Origin of the sequence: Paracidobacterium acidisoli (assembly GCF_003428625.2) — a bacterium.
GTDB classification, from domain to species: domain Bacteria; phylum Acidobacteriota; class Terriglobia; order Terriglobales; family Acidobacteriaceae; genus Paracidobacterium; species Paracidobacterium acidisoli.
In genome coordinates this window covers 120,459-141,176 of sequence record NZ_QVQT02000004.1, presented here as the reverse complement: position 1 = coordinate 141,176, position 20,718 = coordinate 120,459, and the positions used below count along the sequence as shown (strand labels likewise).

Annotated in this window: 16 protein-coding genes; 9 read left to right on the top strand and 7 right to left on the bottom strand. The window is 61.7% G+C overall.

The features are described 5' to 3' along the window. Window positions 1-147 precede the first annotated feature (147 nt). Window positions 148-654 carry a phage tail protein gene (locus D0Y96_RS11690; protein WP_117301000.1) on the top strand — a complete coding sequence of 169 codons (507 nt, stop codon included), beginning with the start codon at window positions 148-150 and terminating at the stop codon, window positions 652-654. A gap of 54 nt (window positions 655-708) precedes the next feature. Here D0Y96_RS11690 and D0Y96_RS11685 read toward each other — a convergent pair whose 3' ends face one another. The 3 genes from D0Y96_RS11685 to D0Y96_RS11675 are packed head-to-tail and all read right to left on the bottom strand — an operon-like array spanning window position 709 to window position 3,261. Then, entirely contained in the window at window positions 709-873 is a 165-nt protein-coding gene (locus D0Y96_RS11685) for a hypothetical protein (protein ID WP_158562362.1), read from the bottom strand. 3 nt (window positions 874-876) lie between these two features. Next, entirely contained in the window at window positions 877-2,049 is a 1,173-nt protein-coding gene (locus D0Y96_RS11680) for an ArnT family glycosyltransferase (protein ID WP_117300064.1), read from the bottom strand. A 51-nt stretch (window positions 2,050-2,100) separates the two neighbouring features. After that, a complete protein-coding gene (locus D0Y96_RS11675; RefSeq protein ID WP_117300062.1) occupies window positions 2,101-3,261 on the bottom strand; it encodes a Fic family protein in 1,161 nt (386 codons plus the stop codon). Between the two features lie 249 nt (window positions 3,262-3,510). Between D0Y96_RS11675 and gyrA the strand changes: the two genes are divergently transcribed. From gyrA to dnaJ, 5 genes are all read left to right on the top strand, one after another. Beyond that, entirely contained in the window at window positions 3,511-6,168 is a 2,658-nt protein-coding gene (gene gyrA, locus D0Y96_RS11670) for a DNA gyrase subunit A (RefSeq protein ID WP_117300060.1), read from the top strand. Window positions 6,169-6,340: 172 nt separating this feature from the next. Beyond that, complete coding sequence (locus D0Y96_RS11665) at window positions 6,341-8,488, top strand: tetratricopeptide repeat protein (RefSeq protein WP_158562361.1); 2,148 nt, start codon at window positions 6,341-6,343, stop codon at window positions 8,486-8,488. Window positions 8,489-8,624: 136 nt separating this feature from the next. After that, the gene (hrcA, locus tag D0Y96_RS11660; protein WP_117300056.1) at window positions 8,625-9,689 is read left to right on the top strand and encodes a heat-inducible transcriptional repressor HrcA; all 1,065 of its coding nucleotides are present in this window, start codon (window positions 8,625-8,627) and stop codon (window positions 9,687-9,689) included. A gap of 92 nt (window positions 9,690-9,781) precedes the next feature. After that, window positions 9,782-10,396 (top strand): nucleotide exchange factor GrpE, encoded by a 615-nt coding sequence (locus D0Y96_RS11655; protein ID WP_252263723.1) that lies wholly within the window; start codon window positions 9,782-9,784, stop codon window positions 10,394-10,396. Next, a complete protein-coding gene (gene dnaJ / locus D0Y96_RS11650) occupies window positions 10,393-11,538 on the top strand; it encodes a molecular chaperone DnaJ (protein ID WP_117300054.1) in 1,146 nt (381 codons plus the stop codon). Before D0Y96_RS11655 ends, dnaJ begins: the two co-directional genes overlap by 4 nt. Before the next feature lie 111 nt (window positions 11,539-11,649). Here dnaJ and D0Y96_RS11645 read toward each other — a convergent pair whose 3' ends face one another. Together D0Y96_RS11645 and D0Y96_RS11640 are read right to left on the bottom strand one after the other, a co-directional pair. Further along, window positions 11,650-12,408 carry a 16S rRNA (uracil(1498)-N(3))-methyltransferase gene (locus tag D0Y96_RS11645; RefSeq protein WP_350449044.1) on the bottom strand — a complete coding sequence of 253 codons (759 nt, stop codon included), beginning with the start codon at window positions 12,406-12,408 and terminating at the stop codon, window positions 11,650-11,652. A gap of 553 nt (window positions 12,409-12,961) precedes the next feature. Continuing rightward, window positions 12,962-13,726 carry a CPBP family intramembrane glutamic endopeptidase gene (locus tag D0Y96_RS11640; protein ID WP_158562360.1) on the bottom strand — a complete coding sequence of 255 codons (765 nt, stop codon included), beginning with the start codon at window positions 13,724-13,726 and terminating at the stop codon, window positions 12,962-12,964. Between the two features lie 95 nt (window positions 13,727-13,821). Between D0Y96_RS11640 and D0Y96_RS11635 the strand changes: the two genes are divergently transcribed. Together D0Y96_RS11635 and D0Y96_RS11630 are read left to right on the top strand one after the other, a co-directional pair. Continuing rightward, window positions 13,822-15,006: an acetyl-CoA C-acetyltransferase gene (locus D0Y96_RS11635; protein WP_117300050.1), complete on the top strand. Its 1,185-nt coding sequence runs from the start codon at window positions 13,822-13,824 to the stop codon at window positions 15,004-15,006. A gap of 130 nt (window positions 15,007-15,136) precedes the next feature. After that, on the top strand, window positions 15,137-15,901 hold the full coding sequence (locus D0Y96_RS11630) for a class I SAM-dependent methyltransferase (protein ID WP_147325034.1): 765 nt from the start codon (window positions 15,137-15,139) through the stop codon (window positions 15,899-15,901). Here D0Y96_RS11630 and D0Y96_RS11625 read toward each other — a convergent pair. Both D0Y96_RS11625 and D0Y96_RS11620 read right to left on the bottom strand, forming a co-directional pair. Then, window positions 15,888-17,270: an L-serine ammonia-lyase gene (locus D0Y96_RS11625; protein WP_117300046.1), complete on the bottom strand. Its 1,383-nt coding sequence runs from the start codon at window positions 17,268-17,270 to the stop codon at window positions 15,888-15,890. The genes D0Y96_RS11630 and D0Y96_RS11625 overlap by 14 nt on opposite strands. A gap of 89 nt (window positions 17,271-17,359) precedes the next feature. After that, window positions 17,360-18,370 (bottom strand): HEAT repeat domain-containing protein, encoded by a 1,011-nt coding sequence (locus D0Y96_RS11620; protein ID WP_117300044.1) that lies wholly within the window; start codon window positions 18,368-18,370, stop codon window positions 17,360-17,362. 161 nt (window positions 18,371-18,531) lie between these two features. Here D0Y96_RS11620 and D0Y96_RS11615 point away from each other — a divergent pair, with 161 nt between their 5' ends. After that, entirely contained in the window at window positions 18,532-20,091 is a 1,560-nt protein-coding gene (locus D0Y96_RS11615) for a YifB family Mg chelatase-like AAA ATPase (protein WP_117300042.1), read from the top strand. Window positions 20,092-20,718 lie beyond the last annotated feature (627 nt).

The following is a 20,718-nucleotide window of genomic DNA, read 5'->3' as shown; positions in this document are numbered from 1 at the left end:
GACGGCGTTCACGAAAGGCCAGGGCTGCCATCCGTCGTGGCCGCGGGGGTAGAGACATAAGCGGGGCACACGGCCAGGAAGAGCCGGCGCGTGTGCCCTGAAATTTGTCTGGTTGCAGGTGCAGACTTCGGTGGTATGCTTCCGCGCATGGCGGAATTTCCTGTAAATCCGACTCGCTACGACCCCTACAAAAACTTCAAATTTCGCGTGAAGTGGGACGGCAAATATGTTGCCGGCGTCTCGAAAGTCACCGGGCTCAAACGCACCACGGAGGTGGTGGCGCATCGCGAGGGCGGCGATCCGAGCACCAGCCGGAAGTCGCCGGGACTGACGGAGTTCGAGCCAATCACTCTGGAGCGCGGGCTGACGCAGGATCGGGCTTTCGAAGAATGGGCCAACCTTGTGTGGCAACTGGGCGCTGCCCTGGGCGCGGAGGTCGCGCTGAAGGAGTTTCGCAAGGATATTCGGATTGAGCTGTACAACGAAGCAGGCCAGCTGGTGTATGCGTACAACGTGTTGCGCTGCTGGCCTTCGGAATATGAGGCTCTGCCGGATCTGAGCTCGGATGCGAACGCCGTCGCCATCGAACATATCAGGCTGGAGAACGAAGGCTGGGAGCGCGACACCTCTGTGACAGAGTCGGTCGAGCCTTAGTGCAAACCAGCGGCTGATGCGCGAACATGACCGGGCCGATCGGGCAAACAGGCTTCAGTGGGTTGCCGGTGCGGTGGCAGCGGCGTCGGCAACCCTGGCGGCGTCGAGCGAAAGCGGGCTCTCGAGCGCCATCTGGAACTGCCAGCCGTTATCGAACAGAACATAATCGGCGTTTCCATAGTGGTGCCTGAGACGCGGAGGAGAGCTTTCGGGTTTCAAAACCTACTGCGTCAGCAGCGGCAGGGTAGCGAGGCAAAGCGCGGCCTGAGCGAGCAGGATACCTCCGGTGACGAAGAGGAAGAGGCGGCGATGGCGGGTCTCAAGAACATCGGCAAAGATGCCGGCGATGAAGGTGATGAAGAAGGGGAGCGCCCAGAGCCAGGGTTCGGAGTGAACGCCGGTGGTGATGACGAGGAAGAGCACAACGGCGACGATGAGCGGCGCGGTGTTGCCGAAGTAGCGGGAGCGGCGCTGCGCGGCGTAAAGGGCGAGCGAGCCGGCGATGGCTATGGTGAAGATGACGCTGGTGAGGCGTGTGAAGAACCAGCGGGCGGGCTCGAGCGATATCCAGAGCATGCCGGCGGCGCTGCGGAAGATGTAGCTGAAGGCGTCAAGCCGGAAGGAGTAGGCGGCGAAGAGGAGCAGAAAGGCCGAGACGATCCAGAAGATGAGCAGAGTGGGGATGAGCGCGCGTTTGCCTTCCGCGACCCAGGCCATGAAAGCGATGCAGAAGAGCAGCGCCAGCGCGAAGGCGGAGATGTGCGCGGCGGCGGTGAAGCCGAGGATGACGGCGAGGAGGATGATGCGCGGTCTCCATTTGCGGCGCGGACCCTGGAGAGCGTGCGAAACGCCGATGGCGGTGTACACGGCAGAGAAGATGCCGAAGGCGGCGAGGATCTCACTGTTGGGCACGGTAGAGGCGCGGAGGATGGGCGGCGAGAAGCAGTAGAGCGCGAGCGCGATGTAGCCGCCGGTGTTTCCGAAGAGGCGCCGGGTGACCCACCAGAGGCAGGCGCCGAGGGCGAGGCCGGCGAGCATGAAGGGCAGGCGGACGAGCAGACGGATGGACCAGATCTCGTGGCGCATCTCCCATGTGGAGGTGGAAGCGGATTCGCCGGAGAGGATGCGATCGATGGTGAGCGGGAGACCGGCGGCGCGCCAGGCGAGGATGCCGTCGGGGATGTTGCCGCAGGTGGTGAAGTAGCCGGTGAGGAGCGCGGGCTTTTCCCAGGTTTCGCGGCCGCAGCGGGCATACTGATAGTCGGTTTCGGAGAGAGTGCGATGGGCGCTGATCCAGAGACACTGGCCAAAGAAGAGGAGCAGCAGAAGGGCTGCGATCTGCTGGGGACGCTCGAAACGGAACTTGCGCAGGCGGTGGACTGAGGGTCTGGACATCGCTGGCCGGGGTATGAATTTCGGGTTCTCAGCCAGTGTATCGAAGTGAGGTCAGAGTTCGGTGCCTTCGTTCAGCATCGCGACGTATTTCGTGTATCGATAGATGCGATTCCGTTCGCGCCCGGTGATTTCGTCGAGTATTCCCAGCTCACGTAACTTCTCAAGGGCCTTCAGCACTGTCGGCGTGCTCAGTTTGGTGTGACGAACCACCTGAGCTACAAGAGCAACTGGGGAACTCTGCATGGAGCGATAGACCGAAGGCAACCGGGAGCGGGCTCGACCGTTGTGAACTGTTTCTTCGTCGGCTCGAAAGAGTTGAAGGATGCGTTGCGATAACTGCACTGCCTGTTCGGCAGTCACAGCGATTGCCTCCAGGAAGAATTCGATCCAGTCTTCCCATATGCCTTCAAATCGAACCTGCTGCAAAAGCTCATAGTAGCGAGACCGGTTCTGCTTCAGGAACAGAGATGGATACAGGATCGGTTCCACAAGTACATTGCGATCCATCAGCAGAAGTGGAATCAGCAACCGACCCAGGCGACCATTGCCATCGAGGAAGGGATGGATAGATTCGAACTGAACATGCAGCATGGCAGCCTGCACCAGCACCGGGAACTCATTTGCGCCTTTATGGAGAAATCGCTCAAATGCGTTGAGACAATCCTTCATTTCCTGGACAGGCGGTGGAACATAAGCTGCATTGCCTGGGCGTGTGCCGCCAATCCAGTTTTGGGAGACTCGAAACTCTCCGGGGTTCTGATGCTTCCCCCGCCCGCTGCGGACAAGGATCTCGTGCATCTCCCGAATCAGACGCAGGGAAAGAGGAAAGCCACTGGCCAGACGCGAAAGGCCGTGACGCATGGCTGCAACATAATTCGAAACATCGAGAAGGTCTTCTTTGTGTGAAGGAAAGAGTTCGCTGGCTTCAAATAACAGTAGCTCTGACAGAGTGGACTGGGTGCCCTCGATCTGAGAAGAGAGAACAGCCTCTTTGCGGCTGTAAAAGTAAATAAACAAATTAGTGTCGGGCAGGACGCGACTGATTCCATCGAGGCGCCCCAGCATCAGATCGGCACGCGAGAGGGCCTGATACAGTGCCGGAGTCCATTGCAGAGCCGGATCAGGCGGCAGATTTGCAGGAATGAAAGACTGAAATGGTTCCGGTGAGTCGCTGATCTGCTTTTTGAACGTTCCCTGCAATCCGCGTTTCATCTGCCGTAAAGTCTAAAACAATTAAAGTTTATGGCTTTAATTTAAATTAAGAAGAGAGTAAATAAAGCTTCTTTTCTTATGGCCGTAGAAGTGTCAGAAAGTGGACGCCGCAAGCTGCTGAATCCATTGAGCCAGAAGGCATTGTGCGGAACTAAATCCCGCGATATCATAGAGATAAGCCTTTGCGGCGCTGCTTGTCTGTGATCCTTCCCGGATTTCCCTCCGCAGTGCAACGGCCCTCCTTAACTTATGGCAGACGAACAGAATCCTCAGCTTCCTCTTGGCAACGGCGGTGACGGCACGGGTGGTCCCACGGGCGCGGCCAGCATTGTTCCCATCAACATTGAAGAGGAGATGCGCCGGTCGTATCTCGACTATTCGATGTCGGTCATTATCGGCCGGGCGCTGCCGGATGTGCGCGACGGCTTCAAGCCGGTGCATCGGCGCATTTTGTACACGATGCACGAGATGGGGCTGCAGCACAACAAGAAGTACACGAAGTGCGCCAAGGTGGTGGGGCAGGCGATGGGCGTGTACCATCCGCACGGCGACTCGGCCATCTACGACACCATGGTACGTCTGGCGCAGCCCTTCAGCCTGCGTTATCCGATGATCGACGGCCAGGGAAACTTCGGCTCGGTCGACGGCGATCCGCCGGCGGCCATGCGCTACACCGAATGCCGCATGATGCGGATTGCGGGCGAGATGCTGGCCGACATCGACATGGAGACGGTGGACTTTACGCCGAACTATGACGAGTCGACGCTCGAACCGGCGGTTCTGCCGACGCGCATTCCCAATCTGATCGTGAATGGCTCGAGCGGCATCGCCGTAGGCATGGCGACCAACATTCCGCCGCACAATCTGACCGAGGTCATCAGCGCTGCCATCGAGATGGTGAACAACCCGCATGCGGGCCTGGCAGAAGTGCTGAAGCACGTTCAGGGGCCGGACTTTCCCACCGGCGGCTTCATCTACGGACGCAGCGGCATCGCTCAGGCGTACAAGACCGGCCGCGGCCGCTTCCTCATGCGCGCCAAAGCCGCCGTCGAGAACATGGCGCAGGGACGCCAGTCGATCATCGTCAGCGAGATTCCCTACCAGGTCAATAAATCGAAGCTCATCGAGCGTATTGCCGAGCTGGTGAACGACAAGGTGATCGACGAAATCTCCGACGTGCGTGACGAGAGCGACCGTGACGGCATGCGCATCGTCATCGAGCTGAAGCGCGGCGCCGAAGCGCAGATTGTGCTCAACCAGCTGCACAAGCACACGCAGATGCAGGAGAGCTTCTCCATGATCTTCCTGGCCGTCGTCAATGGCCAGCCGCGTGAGCTGCCGCTGCCGGATGCGATCCGTCACTTCATCGACCATCGTGTCGATGTGGTGCGCCGGCGGACGGCCTTCCTGCTGCGCAAGGCGCGGGAGCGCGAGCACATTCTGCTCGGCTACCAGATTGCGCTCGACCATCTCGACAGCGTCATCAAAATCATTCGCGGATCGTCTTCGCGCGCCGATGCGAGAGAGAACCTCTTCCAGTTCTTCTCGGGGCGCACGATCACCGTTCGCGATCAGGCGCTGGCGGGCGTGACGCTCGATCCGGCAAAGTACGGCATCGATCCTGCGACCGTCATCACGGCCACGCTGACGCTCAGCTACCGCCAGATCGATGCGATCCTGGAATTGCAACTCTATCGCCTCACTCAGCTCTCGATTGACGAGCTGCTGAAGGAGTTGGCCGAGGTTCGCGGCAACATCGCGGAGTACGAATCGATTCTCGCGTCGGAAAAGAAGCTCCGCGCTGTCATCGTGAAGGAACTTGAAGCCATCCGCAAGGATTATGGCGATGAGCGGCGCACGCAGATTCTGGATGAGACGGCCGAGCTGCAGCTCGAAGATCTGATTGCCGATGAGCAGGTGGCGGTGACGGTGTCGCATTCGGGCTATCTGAAGCGCACGCCGATCTCGACCTATCGCCAGCAGCGGCGCGGCGGAACGGGCCGTCTGGGCATGAAGACGCGCGAAGAGGATTTCGTCTCGCAGCTCATCATCGACTCGACGCACGCGTATCTGCTGTGCTTCACCAATACGGGCCGCGTTTACTGGCTCAAAGTGTATGAGATTCCTGATGTGGGCGCGGCGGGCAAGGGCAAATCGATGGCCAGCCTGCTGAACCTGCAGCCGGGCGAAACGGTGCGCAACATTCTGCCGGTGCGCAATCTCGAAGAAGAAGGCCGCTTTATCTTCTTTGTGACGCGCAAAGGCACGGTGAAGAAGACGCCGCTTAAGGACTTCTCGAATGTAATGGCGCGCGGCATCATCGCCATCGGCATCGACGAAGACGATGAGCTGGTCGGCGTTCGTCTCACCGACGGCAGCCAGGTGGTCTTCATCGCCACGTATGAAGGCATGGCGATCCGCTTCGACGAGAACGACGTTCGCTCGATGGGGCGTCCGGCTTACGGCGTGCGCGGCATCGATCTGGTGAAGAACGATTACGTTGTCGGCATGGCGGTCACGCCGAAGGAGCGTAAAACCGGGGACGACGGCGGCGCATGCGCCTGTCTGATCCTGAGCGTGACCACGCAGGGCTTCGGCAAGCGGACGGATGTGGATGAGTATCGTCTGCAGACGCGCGGCGGCAAGGGCGTCATCAACCTGAAGACGACGACTCGGAACGGCAAGGTGACGGCGATCAACCTGGTGGATGAGACGTCGGAGCTGATGGTGATCAGCCAGTACGGGAAGATCATCCGCATCGATACGAAGACGATTCGTGCCGCGGGGCGCTCGACGCAGGGCGTGAAGCTGCTGAATCTGGAAGAAGACGACAAGGTCGCGGCGGCGGTGGTGATTCCTCCGGAGGAGGCGAAGATCGAACCGGAGAACGGAACGCTGCTGCAGTAAGCAGGAAGTCAGAAAGCGAAAAGGGCATCCGTTGAGGATGCCTTTTCGCTTTGGAGCACTCTCCTGCCATCGAGTGAGCCTGAGCGGAGATGGCGGCAAGCGCAGTCATGAAGATTTTCCAGGATTGCAAAGCTCATTTCGGCAGGCCGGGTGCGGAGGAGATTTCCGCATCATGCATGAGACAGAAGCACTTTCATTGCCCTTATCCGATCGCTTTGCGCCCGCGCTGCGGGAGGGCCTGCTGCACCAGGCGGATGGACGATTGCCGGAAGCCGCCGAGTGTTACCGGCGCGCCTGGATAGAGAATCGCGAGGACGCCGATGCGTTGCTGCTGCTGGGAATTCTGGCGCGGCAGGCAGGACAGCCGGCGGCGTCGGTCCGGCTGACGGCGCTGGCGGCGGAGCGAAGGCCACAGGCGGCGCACATGCATCTGAACCTGGCGCTGGCGCATCTGGCGGCAGGCGATATGGAACGGGCGGCGGTGTGCTGCCGAGGGTCGCTGGCGCTCGATGCGGACAACGATCGAGCGTGGCGGGTGATGGGAGAGATCGAGGCGAAGCGCGGTCATGAAGAGGCTGCGCAGGCGGCCTATGAGCACGCGATGCGGAGGCCGGCGGGCGTGGAGCGCGCTGCCCTGGCGCTGGGGCATCTGCTGTGCCGGCAGGGAAAGTATGAAGAGTCGCTGGCCGTGTATGCGGAGGGGATTCGCCGGTCGCCGGAGAACGCGGATCTGTACTTTGCCCTGGGTGCGGCTCTGGTATCGACAGACCGGAGAAGAGAAGCGAAGAAGGCCTACCGCGAAGCCTTGAGAAGGCGGCCGGATTTTCCGGAGGTGTATCTGAACCTCGGCAACGTGTTGTACGACGAGGGAAATTTCACCGGAGCGGCGCGTGCTTACCGGCGGGCGGTGGCGCTGCGTCCGCAATATGGGAAGGCGCACTGCAACCTGGGCAATGCGCTTTCGGCTCTGGGGCGGTATGTGGAGGCGGTGGCCTGCTACGAGCGCGCGATCGAGCTGAAGCCGGAGCTGGCAGCCGCGCAGCACAACCTCGGCAACGCTCTGCTGCACCGGCGCGATTATCCGGGAGCGGAAGTGTGCTTCCGGCAGGCGCTGGCGATGGAAGATGGCCGCGCCGAGCACCATAACAGCCTGGGCAATGCGCTGATGCAGCAGCGGCGCACGGACGAAGCGAGGCAGTGCTACAGCCGGGCGATCGAGCTCGATCCCGATTACGCCGCGGCGCATACCAATCTGGCCAACGTGCTGCTGAAGCTGGGGCGGCGCTCAGAGATGGAAGGCCACTACCGGCGCGGTGTGGAGCTTGATCCGGAGAGCGCGGGCGCGCACTACAACCTGGCGCTGAGCTGTCTGCGGGCGGGAGATTTTCGCGAAGGGTGGCAGCGGCACGAGTGGCGGTGGGAGTTTCGCGAGCTGGGTCTGCGGCGCAGACGCTTTGCCCAGCCGCAGTGGAAGGGTGAGGCGCTCGATGGTGCGGGGATTCTGCTGCATGCCGAGCAGGGGCTGGGCGATACGCTGCAGTTTGTGCGGTATCTTCCGCTGGTGGCAGAGCGCGGCGGGCGGGTGGTGCTGGAGGTGCAGCCGCGTCTGAAATGCTTGCTGCAGGGCATGGCCGGAGCGGCGTGTGTGGTGGCGCGCGGAGAAGTGCTGCCGGAGTTTACGTGGCATTGTCCGCTGATGAGCCTGCCGCTGGCCTTCGGCACGGAGATCGAGAGCATTCCGGCGGTGGTTCCGTATATCAAAGCAGACGCGGATGCAGTAACGGCGGCGTGGCGGAGGTATCCGCGGGATGAGGCGAGGCTGCGCGTGGGCCTGGTGTGGGCGGGGAATCCTCAGTACCGGAGCGATGAGCAGCGCTCGACGACGCTCGATGCGCTGCAGCCGCTGCTGGATGTGGATGGGGTGACGTTCTTCTCGCTGCAGTTTGGTCCGGCGGCGGCGCAGATTCGAACGATGCAGAGAGTGCACGAAGCCGGGGCACGTCTGATCGACGCATCTTCCCGGCATAAGGATTTTGCGGAGACGGCGGCGCTGGCGGCGACGCTCGATCTGGTGATCAGCGTGGATACGTCGGTGGCGCACCTGGCGGGGGCGATGGGGCTTCCGGTATGGGTGCTGCTGCCGCATCTGGCCGACTGGAGGTGGATGGACGGACGCGGAGAGAGTCCGTGGTATCCGACGGCGAGGCTTTTCCGGCAGGCAGAGCCGGGGGAGTGGGGCGCACTGGCTGAACGGGTGCGGGAGGAGCTGCAGCTCTGGTGTGAGGGACAATCAAAGGAGAACGGGGCAGACGGCAGGTGACCATGTTGATGGGCGAAAAGCAGTTAAGATGCCCCGTCCGTGTGATGGCACCCTGTACCTGAGAATGCCGTAAAATTAAAGAGGAGTCATCTCCCCGGCACGCCGAAGGGCTGCAGGGGCAGCAACGGTGGGATTCATGTCTTCCGATCTGCGGCTCAGCCCGCGCGAGCGGCTGGTGCTGACAACCATGATCGAGAGCTACATCGCGACCGGCGAGCCGGTGGCGTCGCAGGCGATTGCGCGCCAGTTTGCGAACAAGGACGGGATGAGTCCGGCGACGATTCGCAATGTGATGGCGGCGCTGGGCGATGCGGGACTGGTGGATCAGCCCCATACGTCTGCGGGACGGATTCCGACGGCGCGGGCGTTCCGGTTTTATGTGGAGCATCTGAACGGGCCGGCGCGGCGGACGGCGCTGACGCAGGAGCGTCGCGATCAGATTGACGACAGCTTTTCCGGAATCAGCACGAGCCAGCAGTTTCTGGAACGCACCTCGCATGTGCTGGCGCTGATCTCGTGCGGAGTGGGTGTGGCGCTGGCGGCGACGCAGGAGTCACATGCGCTGGAGCATATCCACTTTTCGCGGCTGGCTCCGGGGCGGGTGCTGGCGGTGATGGTGACGATCGGCGGCGCGGTGCTCGACCGGGTGCTGACGCTGGACCACGATCTGCCGGCCATGGAGTTGGAGGCGTCGGCGCGGTTTCTGAATGAGAATTTTCATGGCTGGCCGATGGAGCGGATTCGCGTGGAGATCGCGCGGCGTCTGGAGACGGAGCGCAGCGAATACGATCGGCTGATGCGATCGCTTGAAGAGCTGTACCGGAAGGGAGCGCTGGCGGGAGAGACGAACGCGACTCCGGTGATCTTTATTGAGGGTGTGGCGAATCTGCTGGCGGGCGAGGCGGACCGTGACCGGCTGCGCGCGATGCTGACGGCGCTTGAGGCCAGAGAGCGCTTGATCGAGCTGCTGAATGCGTATGTGGACGCGCGGCAGCAGACGGTGCGCGTGGTGGTAGGGCTGGAGGATTCGATTCCGGCGATGCAGAACTTTGTGCTGATCGGCGCGCCGGCGCGTTTCGGCTCCGAGCAGGTGGGAACGGTGGCGGTGATCGGCCCGACACGCATCCAGTATCAGGAGACGATGAACGCAGTTTCCTATATCGCACAGCTTTCCGACAGATTGTTTCAGCCGCCGCAGTAGGAGTTTTTGCAAAAGGGCGGCTGAGCCAGGAGAGGCCTGCGTGCAGAGCAGGCGCAGAGAGATATCAGAAAGAGACCAGAGATCAGAAATTTATGAGCAAAGCCACGGAAGCGATGAAAGAAGAGAAAAAGATCAGGGACGAGCAGCGCGAGTCTGCTGAAAACGATGGCATGACGGACGCGGCGGAGACGGAGCAGGAAGCCGCTGCCGGAAAGACGGCACAGCGAGCCGATGCGGGCGTATCGAAGGAAGAGTACGACCGGCTGAAGGCGGAGCGGGACAATCTGGTCGAGCGGCTGGCGCGGACGCAGGCCGAGTTTGAGAATGCGCGCAAGCGCGAGGCCCGGGAGCGGAACGAGTTTCGCGATTATGCGGTAGCCGGAGCGGTGGAGCAGATTCTGCCGGTGCTGGATAACTTTCAGCTGGCGCTGAAATCGACGGGGTCAGCGGAGCAGCTGCGCACGGGCGTGGAACTGATTGTGAAGCAGATGGAAGAGGCGCTGCGCTCTCTGAACGTGCAGCCGGTGGAGACGGTGGGAGCCGTCTTCGATCCGCGGGTGCATGAGGCGCTGGAGATGGTGGAACGAAACGACCTGCCGGATCATCAGGTATTTGATGAAGTGCGGCGCGGTTACCGGATCCGGGAGCGTCTGTTGCGCCCGGCGCTGGTTCGCGTTGCAAGCAATTCGCAGCAGAAGGAAGCATGAGCAGAACCGGAAACGTGATTAAAGCCGATTACTATGAAGTTCTGGGTGTTAGCCGCACGGCCTCCGATCAGGAGCTGAAGGCCGCCTATCGCAGACTGGCACTGCAGTATCATCCGGATCGCAATCCGGATAACGCCGAGGCGGAGGAAAAGTTCAAGCAGTGCAGCGAAGCCTATCAGATTCTGAGTGATGCGCAGAAGCGCGCCGCATATGACCGCTACGGCCATGCGGGCGTGAGCGGAGCGGGCGGCTTTGACGGCAGCCCGTTTGCCGGAGTGCAGGATATTGGCGATATCTTCGGAGACTTCTTCGGGGAGATGTTCAATATGGGCGGCAGCGGCGGAGGCAATCGCCGCGGATCGCGCGTGCAGAAGGGACAGGATGCACGCCATGATCTGACGATCGAGTTCGAAGACGCGGTCTTCGGCAAAGAGGTCCAGGTCAGCATTCACAGACGGGAGGCCTGCAGGGACTGCCGCGGCACGGGAACGGCGAGCGGACGTGGACCGACGACATGCGCGCAGTGCCAGGGACGCGGACAGGTGCGGTACCAGCAGGGGTTCTTCTCGATTGCGCGGACGTGCAACCACTGCGGAGGAACAGGGACGGTGATTACCGATCCGTGCCTGGGATGCCGCGGAGACGGACGCGTGGAGCGGCAGCATGCGATTACGGTGCATATTCCGGCGGGCGTCGAGGACGGCACGCGCATTCGCTATCAGGGTGAAGGCGACGCGGGGCGGTTTGGCGGACCGTCGGGCGATCTGTACATCGTGCTGCAGGTGAAGCCGCACAAGTTCTTCGAGCGCGACGGGAACGATCTGCACTGCGTGGTGCCGGTTTCGTTTCCGCAGGTGGCGCTTGGTACAGAGATCGTGATTCCGACGATCGACGGAGAGACGAAGCTGAAGGTTCCGGAAGGCACGCAGAGCGGGAAGGAATTTCGCATCCGCGCAAAGGGCGTGCCGTATCTGAACGAACATGGCCGCGGCGATCTGATTGTGCAGATTGTGGTGCAGACGCCGACGAAGCTGACCAGGGTACAGAGAGAGCTGCTGCGCCAGCTGAGCGAAACGGTCTCGGTGGAGAACACTCCTACGTCGCGGAGCCTGTTCGGCAAGGTGAAGGAGATGTTTTCGTAGAAACAGGGATCAACCGATGAAAAAAATCAGGGGCTGAGGTCCCTGATTTTTTTTGATATCTTCCCATCTCCGAAAATCCGGACATGGGCGTCCGGCATGAAATGAGCGGATCTATTCGAGTAGAGCGGCGGTGACGGCCATCGCGGTCATGGCTGCGGTTTCGGCGCGGAGAATGCGCGGGCCGAGGCTGACCGGCTTCCATCCTTCGGCATCGAAGAGCGCTTCTTCTTCGGCGGTCCATCCGCCTTCGGGCCCGACGGCCATGGAGATGAGCGGCATCTGATCGCCGGAGGCGGCGAGAGCTTCGGTGAGCGCGTGACGGAGTGTGGTGGAGCGCTCCTGCTCGGCGAGCAGAAGGCGGGCGCCCTGCTTCTCCTGCTGCAGGGCGGTTTTAAGCGGAAGAGGATCGTCGATGACGGGGACGTCGGAGCGGCGCGACTGCTTTGCAGCTTCACGCGCGATGCGGCGCCAGCGCTCGGCGCGCGTCTTCGCGGATTGCGCGAGGTGCTTTTCGCTGCGGCGGGCGATGACGGGCAGGACGCGCTCGACGCCGAGCTCGGTGGCTTTCTCGATGGCCCACTCCATACGCTCAAAGCGGAAGACAGAGAGCAGCAGCGTGACGGGAAGTGCGGGATCGGCTTTTTCTTCAGCGAGGAGGTTGAAGCGCACAGAGTCACCGGAGATGCCGGCGATGACGGCGTGCCAGACGCGATCGCCGGCGACGATGTCGAACTCCATGCCGGGCTGCGCGCGCAGGACGCGGATGAGATGCGAGGCCTGCTCGCCGGTAAGCGAAGCGGTGGCTTCATCCCATGAGTCGGCGATCCAGCGGCGGCGTGTCATAAGAACAGGGTACAGAAGACAGAACACAGGGCACAGGTGATTCTCCAGCGAAAGCCGTGGCCGTCCGGAGAGCGAGAGGCGTGTATTCAGCACAGGGAGGCGGAACGCGCAGAGGGCGCAGAAGGATTTCACCACAGAGGACACAGAGAGCACGGAGCCTGCAACATTGTGTCCTCTTCGCAATACAGGCCGATGCGCGGCGCGCTCGCGTCAACAGGAGCGCATTTTGCCTCTGCGCATTTCGCAGGCATACGCCGGGTAACGAGGATGTTTTCCGCGCAGCGCATGCAGAAACACGAAGGGGACGCTTTCGCGTCCCCCTTCTGTGTTGCCTGTTGACCGCTTACTTCTTTTTCGCGGCCTTCTTTGCTGCCTTCTTCGCTGGTTTCTTAGCTGCCTTTTTGGTTGCCATTGTTTTCTATTCTCCCTTTTCGATGTGACATCGAAGCTGCAGCACGAATGCTGCAGTTAACGAATGTATAGAGTCCTGAAAAAGGTGTGTCAAGAAAAAAATAGCGAAATTTGTGAAGCTGGTCCTCTTCCGGAAATCATGCGCGTCCATTTTATGGATCGAGCCGCATCACAACAGACGAAGATGACGGGCAAGCGCGAGCATGATTCCGCTGAAGGAATCGTGCCAGGCATGCGCGATGATGCCGGGGCGCAGAGAGCGGCGACTGAGAGTCAGAGCGCAGAACATCGCTCCATACGCGGTGATGGCGATCATGCCGGCAGCGCCTTCGTATCCGTGACTGAGGCCGAAGAGGATCGATGAAATGAGAATGCCGGCCCAGAGACGATGGGTGAGGGCGGTGAACTGCTGCAGCATATAGCCGCGGAAGACGAACTCTTCGCAGATGCCGGCGCTGATGCTGAGCGCGATCCAGAGAATGATTTCGAGCAGCGACTGCGGGGCGATGGTCTTTGCGGGAGCGGAGAGATGGACGAGCCGCAGCAGAGAGCCGATGAGGACGAGCAGGATGGAGGCGGCGATCCAGAAGACGGCAGCGGCAGCGATATCGTCGCGCCATGCCTCGAATCCGCGGCGGCGTTCACCGATGAGCTGCGTGATGGGCGTGCGGCGCAGGCGAATGCCCCACCAGGCGATGGCGGCGATGATCCATTCAAAGCCGAGGGTAATGAGGTACTGGATGATGCGGTGCTGCGCTGCGGAGGGTTTCGTCGCATGCAGCGCGCCGGAGACAGAGATGCCGATGAAGAGCAGAACCAGAAGGCAGGTGTGCCACAGAGGCGCGATCAGGCGCGGCGGGACGGGGGATGGATTGCCGCCGCTGACGGAGGGCTCGGACGGATGCGGGAGAGCGTCATTCTCTGGTATGTTCATCGGTTCGCATCTCTGAGTGTAATGAGTGCGGGCAGGCATCGAAGAGTAACAGGGAACGGCGATGCGCGGAAGCGGGAGTGAGAAACGGGGCAGCTATGGAAGAGATTGTGATTGTGTCGGCGGTGCGGACGCCGGTGGGGAAGTTTCAGGGATCGCTGTCGGATATCTCTGCGACAAAGCTGGGCGCGATTGCGGTGCGTGAAGCGGTGACGCGTGCAGGCGTGAAGCCGGAGCAGGTGGACGAGTGCATCATGGGCAACGTGGTGTCGGCAGGGCTGGGGCAGAATCCGGCACGGCAGGCGGCGCTGTTCGGAGGGCTGACTCCGGAAGTGAGCGCGATGACGATTAACAAAGTCTGCGGATCGGGGCTGAAGGCGGTGGCACTGGCGGCGCAGTCGATTCAGACAGGCAATGCGGAGATTGTGGTGGCCGGGGGAATGGAGTCGATGACGAATGCGCCGTATCTGCTGCCGCAGGCGCGAAGCGGCTTTCGCCTGGGGAATGCGGTGGCGGTGGATTCGATGGTGCATGACGGCCTGTGGGATGTGTACAACGACTACCACATGGGCATGACGGCGGAGAACGTTGCGGAGAAGTACGGCATCTCGCGCGAGGAGCAGGATGAATATGCGCTGCGCTCGCATCAGAAGGCGGCGGCGGCATGGAGGGAAGGGCGGTTCGATTCGCAGGTAGTGCCGGTGGAGATTCCGGCGAAGAAGAAGGGACCGGCTGTGATCTTTGATCGGGATGAGTCGGTGCGGGAGGATGCGACGATCGAAGCGCTGCGCGCGCTGAAGCCGGCGTTCAAAAAAGATGGAACGGTGACGGCGGGGAATGCTCCGGGGGTGAACGATGCGGGCGCGGCGCTGGTGGTGATGTCGGCGGCGAAGGCAAAAGCGCTGGGACTGAAGCCGATGGTTACGATTCGCGCGCAGGCAACGAGCGGAGTCGAGCCGAAGTGGGTGATGATGGCCCCGGTGAGCGGCGTGCGGAAGGTGATGTCGCGGGCCGGATGGACGATGGAGAGTGTGGACCTGTTTGAGCTGAACGAGGCGTTTGCGGTGCAGGCGATGGCGGTGACACGCGAGCTGGGGATTCCCTTCGACAAAGTGAACGTGAACGGCGGAGCGGTGGCGATCGGGCATCCGATCGGAGCGAGCGGCGCGCGGGTGCTGGTGACACTGATTCATGAGATGATCCGGCGCGATGTAAAGCGCGGTGTGGCGGCGCTGTGTCTGGGCGGCGGGAATTCAGTGGCGCTGGCCGTGGAGAAGGACTAGCTGTCCAGGCAAACGCAGTGCTCGCCGCACGGCGTACGCGCCTGCGCGCGAGTGAAAATTTTCACCACAGAGAGCACAGAGGAGTACGTCATGGACGTGCTTCCAGCGATATAGAGTGCATGGAATCGATATGAAACCAACGGAGCGGTTTTCGACGCGGGTTGAGGTGTATCGGCGTTACCGGCCGGGATATCCGGAAGAGATTGCCGGTCTGCTGGAGCGGGAGTGCGGGCTGACGCAGACGGTAATGATTGCCGATGTGGCGGCGGGAACGGGGCTGCTGTCGGAGATCTTTTTAGAGCGCGGCTATGCGGTCGATGCGATCGAGCCGAATGCATCGATGCGGGCGGCATGTGAGACGCTGTGCGAGCGGTGGCCGCGGCTGCGATGCAGCGATGGGACGGCGGAGGCGACGGGACTGCCGGACAGGTCGGCCGATCTGATTACGGTGGCGCAGGCGATGCACTGGTTCGATCTGGCGAGAACGCGAAAAGAGTTTGCGCGGGTGCTCAGGCCAGGCGGATGGTGCGCGGTGATCTATAACCACCGGCGGATGGGCGGCGATGGGTTTCACGATGGATATGAGCAGATCCTGCGGGAGTTCGGAGGCGATTATCTGGCTGTGCAGGAAAGGCATATGACGCCGGAGAAGCTGGCTGCGTTTTTTGCACCGTCGGTGGCGAAGGAAGCTGTGTTTCCGAATGCGCAGAGGCTGACGCTCGAAGGGCTGGAGGGGCGGATCGTGTCGTCGTCGTATATGCCGCAGGCGGGTGAGGTGCGCTATGTGACGATGCGCGAGGCGATTGAACGGCTGTTTGAAAAGAACGAACGAGACGGCGTGGTGACGATCGAGTATGAGTGCTCAGTGGTGTACGGGCAACTCAGCACTCGATGATATTGAGGGCCAGACCGGCGAGTGAGGTTTCCTTGTAGCGGGACTGCATGTCGAGGCCGGTCTGGTACATGGTGTGGATCACCTGATCGAGCGAAACCTTGTGTCCTTCGGTCTCGTTCATCGCAATGCGGCAGGCCTGCACGGCTTTGACCGCACCCATGGCGTTGCGCTCGATGCAGGGGATCTGCACGAGGCCGCCGATGGGATCGCAGGTCATGCCGAGGTTGTGTTCCATGGCGATTTCGGCGGCGTGTTCGATCTGGCCGCTGCTGCCGCCGACTGCGGCGGCGAGACCTCCGGCGGCCATGGAGCAGGCGACGCCGACTTCTCCCTGACAGCCGACTTCGGCTCCGCTGATGGAGGCGTTCTCCTTATACAGAATGCCGATGGTGGCGGCGGTGAGGAAGAAGCGAAGGATACCTTCGTTGTCTGCGCCGGGGATGAAGCCGCTGTAGTAACGGGCGACGGCGGGGATGACTCCGGCGGCTCCGTTGGTGGGCGCGGTGACGACACGGCCTCCGGCGGCGTTTTCTTCGTTGACGGCGATGGCGTATATGGTGATCCAGTCGAGCGGGGACAGGGGGTCTACGGAACCTTTCTCACGCAGGCGTGCAGCGAGACGCGGCGCGCGGCGGCGGACACTGAGGCCGCCGGGAAGAATGCCTTCGGTCGCGATACCGCGCTCGATGCAGCTCTGCATGATGCTCCAGAGATGAAGGATGCCGGAGCGGACTTCGTCTGCGGGGCGGAGCGCGGACTCGTTGGCAAGCATGAGCTGCCAGATGGAGATGTTGTGCGATGCGGCCATATCGAGGAGCTGGGCGGCACTGCGGAAGGGATAAGGCAGAGCGGTGGTGGTGAGGCCGGGCGCGGCGGAGTCGTGTCCGTCGGCGACGATGAAGCCTCCGCCGATGGAGAAGTAAGTCTGCTGCAGGAGCGTATGGCCGGAGACGTCGAGGGCGGTGAAGCGGAGACCGTTGGGATGCTGCGTGACGGCGCCGGGTGGAAACATCTGATCGCGATGAAAGAGAAGATGGTCGGGCTCGCGAAACGCGATGGCGTGCATGCCGAGCAGCGAGAGCGAGCCGGAGGCGCGGATGGCTGCGAGTTTGCTGTCGATGGTGCCGGGGTCGATAGTGGCGGCCTCTTCTCCGCTGAGGCCGAGGAGAATGGCGCGATCGGTGCCGTGTCCGTGTCCGGTGAGGGCGAGCGAGCCGTAGAGCTCGGCGCGCAGCTCGTGGATGCGATCGAGCAGGTGATGCCGTTCGAGCGCGAGAGCAAAGGCGCGAGCGGCACGCATGGGGCCCATGGTGTGTGAACTGGAGGGCCCGATTCCGACTTTAAAAAGATCGAAGAGGCTGGTCTTCACGACCGATTATTTTAGTCTTCCGCGAAGGCGTGCGATTGCTTCCATGTCCTGACAGACGGACAGGGCACCGTCCCGGAGGATACTCTGCGCTATTTCCCTTTTGCGACGGATGCGGCTGGAGCCGGATGAACGGGGTGCGCCGCAGGGTGCTTTCCAGGACCGGCGCTGAGCAGATACGATGCCGCGGCCATGTCGCGCACGGAAGGCTTCCTGTCGCCGAAGGTGTCGATGAGGGCGTCGGAGGTCTGACGGCTGTGAAATTTGCCCAGAGCGCGTGCAGAGGCGAGGCGCACGAAGTAGTCCTTGTCGCGAAGCGCGTCGAGGAAGTTTCGCTCAGTGGTGGCGCTGTGATTCTCAGAGAGCAGGCTGGCAGTGAGCACGCGCGCCGAGTTTCCGTTGCTGGATTTGCGCATCATTCGCGCAACGTCGAGGCCGATGCCGAAGGGGCCGAGCAGAGCGTAGGCTCCCTGTTCGGCGCCGATCTCAGCCAGAGTCGATGGGCTGTGCATGTCTTTATTCGCTTCGTGCAGCTCGCTGGTGACGAAACCGGAGTGGGCTTTGCGCTCGCCGGTGAGCACGCCATAGAGCAGGTCGATGCCGGTGTGGTCATGCATCTTCCAGAGGGTGACGGCGGCGGCGAATTCGACTTCGGGACGGGGATCGTCGAGAGCGGTGCGCAGCTGGGGGATCATACGGCGATTGAGGGTCGCGGCCATGGCGGCAACGGCAGCGATGCGCACGTCGACATCCTTGTCCTGCATGGCGGCGGTGATGAAGTGTTCGGCCTGGCGGTCGGCGCCGAGTGTGCCGAGGGCGTTGAGGGCATCGATGCGAGGCTGCGGTTTGGGTGAATCGATGCCGGTCTCGAGCATCTTCCAGGCGGCGGCTCGTGCCTCTGCCGGCTGCCGTTTCAGCTCCTCGGGCGGAGTGGCGACGGGCTCATCGGCTTCACCTTCTTCATCGGTAGCGGCCGGCTTTGCCTGCGAGGATTTGTCGGCAGGCTGGGGCTGTTGTGTCTGAGCGCTGAAGGCAAGCGGCCAGGCTGCGGCGGGGAGAAGGACCAGACAGACGGTGAGGGAAAGACTACGAAAACGATTCATCGTGCTCTCTCTTTTCAGGTTTGATTTCGACGAGCGAGAAACCGGCTGCGCAGACGCGAAGTTACGGAGGTTTTGCCTGCGGGGCGATGCGCGGCGGTTTCACGGCCGTAGTGAAAAATACCGATGCTATACTCCAGCAACCATCCTGAAAATGATTGCGTATGCTCTTTAAGGCTCTGAGTGCCGCAGTGTACGGCATTGACGCCAGCATTATCGATGTCGAAGTGGATTATTCCGGTCTGAAGACGCAGGAAGACCGCTTCCACACTGTGGGTCTGCCGGATGCCGCGGTGCGCGAGAGCCGGGACCGCGTGCGTGCCGCGATCAAGAATTCCGGGTTCGATCTGCCGCCGACACACATTACGATCAATCTGGCTCCGGCGGATATCAAGAAGGAGGGGTCGGGTTTCGATCTGCCCATGGCGATCGGGATTCTCGGCGCATACGGCGCGCTGCACCTGCGCGATCTGAGCGATTTTCTGCTGATCGGCGAGCTGGGGCTGGATGGCGGAATCCGGCCGGTCTCCGGCATGCTGCCGGTCGCGGTTGCGGCGCGTGCTCGCGGCATCCGGAATCTGGTTATCCCGAAGGCCAATGCTCGGGAGGCGGCGGTCGTCGATGGGGTGAACGTCTATCCGGTGGATTCGCTGATCGAGGTGCGCGAGCTGCTGAACGAGGCCGGGAATGGCGGCATCCACACCGAGCCTTACCGGGTAGAGGCGGCTCAGGTGCTGGGCGAGCGGCAGGCGTTCCATCTGGATTTTGCCGATGTGCGGGGTCAGCAGACGGCGAAGCGAGCTCTGGAGGTGTCCGCAGCCGGCGGCCATAACATTCTGATGATCGGGCCGCCGGGATCGGGCAAGACTATGCTGGCTAAACGGCTGCCCTCGATCCTGGCTCCGCTGAGCTTTGAAGAGGCTCTGGAGACGACGAAGATCCACTCGGTCGCCGGAGTGCTCGATTCCGAGGCCGGACTGGTCGCGCAGAGGCCGTTCCGCTCGCCGCATCACACGATCTCAGATGCGGGATTGATCGGAGGCGGTGTGATTCCGCGACCGGGCGAGGTTTCGCTGGCGCATAACGGGGTTCTGTTTCTGGACGAGCTGCCGGAGTTTCCGCGCAATGTGCTGGAGGTGATGCGGCAGCCGCTGGAGGACAGGAACGTGGTGATCGCGCGGGCGTCGATGTCGCTGAGTTTTCCGGCGGCCTTTATGCTGGCGGCGGCGATGAATCCGTGCCCGTGCGGGTACTTTAATGACCGGTCGAGGGAATGCCACTGCACGCCGCCGATTATTCAGCGGTATGTGGCCAAGGTCTCCGGGCCGCTGCTGGACCGGATCGATATCCATATAGAGGTCCCGGCGGTGCAGTACCGGGAGCTGCGGGGCGGAGCAGCGAGCGAGAGCTCGGCGGTGATCCGGGAGCGGGTGCTGACGGCGCGGGAGCGGCAGAAGGAGCGTTTTGCGGGCGCGAAGGAGAAGATTTTTTCGAATGCGCAGATGGGAACGCGGCAGATTCGCGCCTTCTGCGAGCTGGGAGCCGATGCGGAGCGGCTGCTGGAGCGGGCGATGCAGCAGCAGGGGCTGACGGCCAGGGCGCACGACCGCATTCTGAAGGTGGCGCGGACGATCGCCGATCTGGAGAGTGCTGTGTCCATTACCGTGCCGCATATTGCGGAAGCGATTCAGTACCGGACCCTGGACCGCAGCTACTGGAATTAACCTGGAGGCTGAGGATTATTCAGGGGGTTCGCGGAGCATCCTGAGTGGGCAGAAATGGGGCGTTTTGTGGATTCGATGCCATTGTTTCTATGATATTTGGTATTTTATGGACCTTAAAATGGCATGAAGATGTCAAAAAGGGAATCTAACCCCGGCTGCACCTGATTGAAAAGGAATGGGATCGCCGATCTTCCATTCGTGGAATCAAATCAGGCATCTTCTATGAAAAAAAGGGTTGACCTCAGTCCCGATGAGGTTTAACTTCTACATTGCCGAGAGCATCCACGGCTGATGTTTAGTACTGAAAGGCGGCGCCGCCGCCCCGGGTCGTTCACCGTTTCGGTTGAAATCCCAGGCAAGGCAAGAGGCTTAAGACAATCCCCAGTGGATGTCTGAAGCCGTGCGTGTCCTGACAATCGAGACCGGAAGCCATCGGGCGATGTGCCGTTAAGGATGCAGAAAGACCACAGTGCAGATTTGACCTGTGGATGAAAAACTGGACCGGAAGGCCCTGATCGCGCGTCAAAGAGAGTGAGCCGAGAGAATTCAGAACAGATTGACCGTTACTGAGACGTTTTGCAGCTCTCCTCCCGTCCGCTGCAGCCCGCGACGGGATTTGTTGAGAGG

Bases quoted from the DNA above. Each gene is read 5' to 3' on its own strand.
- D0Y96_RS11690 (WP_117301000.1), top strand. From the start codon at position 148: ATGGCGGAATTTCCTGTAAATCCGACTCGCTACGACCCCTACAAAAAC.
- D0Y96_RS11680 (WP_117300064.1), bottom strand. From the start codon at position 2,049: ATGTCCAGACCCTCAGTCCACCGCCTGCGCAAGTTCCGTTTCGAGCGT.
- D0Y96_RS11675 (WP_117300062.1), bottom strand. From the start codon at position 3,261: ATGAAACGCGGATTGCAGGGAACGTTCAAAAAGCAGATCAGCGACTCA.
- gyrA (WP_117300060.1), top strand. From the start codon at position 3,511: ATGGCAGACGAACAGAATCCTCAGCTTCCTCTTGGCAACGGCGGTGAC.
- D0Y96_RS11665 (WP_158562361.1), top strand. From the start codon at position 6,341: ATGCATGAGACAGAAGCACTTTCATTGCCCTTATCCGATCGCTTTGCG.
- hrcA (WP_117300056.1), top strand. From the start codon at position 8,625: ATGTCTTCCGATCTGCGGCTCAGCCCGCGCGAGCGGCTGGTGCTGACA.
- D0Y96_RS11655 (WP_252263723.1), top strand. From the start codon at position 9,782: ATGAGCAAAGCCACGGAAGCGATGAAAGAAGAGAAAAAGATCAGGGAC.
- dnaJ (WP_117300054.1), top strand. From the start codon at position 10,393: ATGAGCAGAACCGGAAACGTGATTAAAGCCGATTACTATGAAGTTCTG.
- D0Y96_RS11640 (WP_158562360.1), bottom strand. From the start codon at position 13,726: ATGAACATACCAGAGAATGACGCTCTCCCGCATCCGTCCGAGCCCTCC.
- D0Y96_RS11635 (WP_117300050.1), top strand. From the start codon at position 13,822: ATGGAAGAGATTGTGATTGTGTCGGCGGTGCGGACGCCGGTGGGGAAG.
- D0Y96_RS11630 (WP_147325034.1), top strand. From the start codon at position 15,137: ATGAAACCAACGGAGCGGTTTTCGACGCGGGTTGAGGTGTATCGGCGT.
- D0Y96_RS11620 (WP_117300044.1), bottom strand. From the start codon at position 18,370: ATGAATCGTTTTCGTAGTCTTTCCCTCACCGTCTGTCTGGTCCTTCTC.
- D0Y96_RS11615 (WP_117300042.1), top strand. From the start codon at position 18,532: ATGCTCTTTAAGGCTCTGAGTGCCGCAGTGTACGGCATTGACGCCAGC.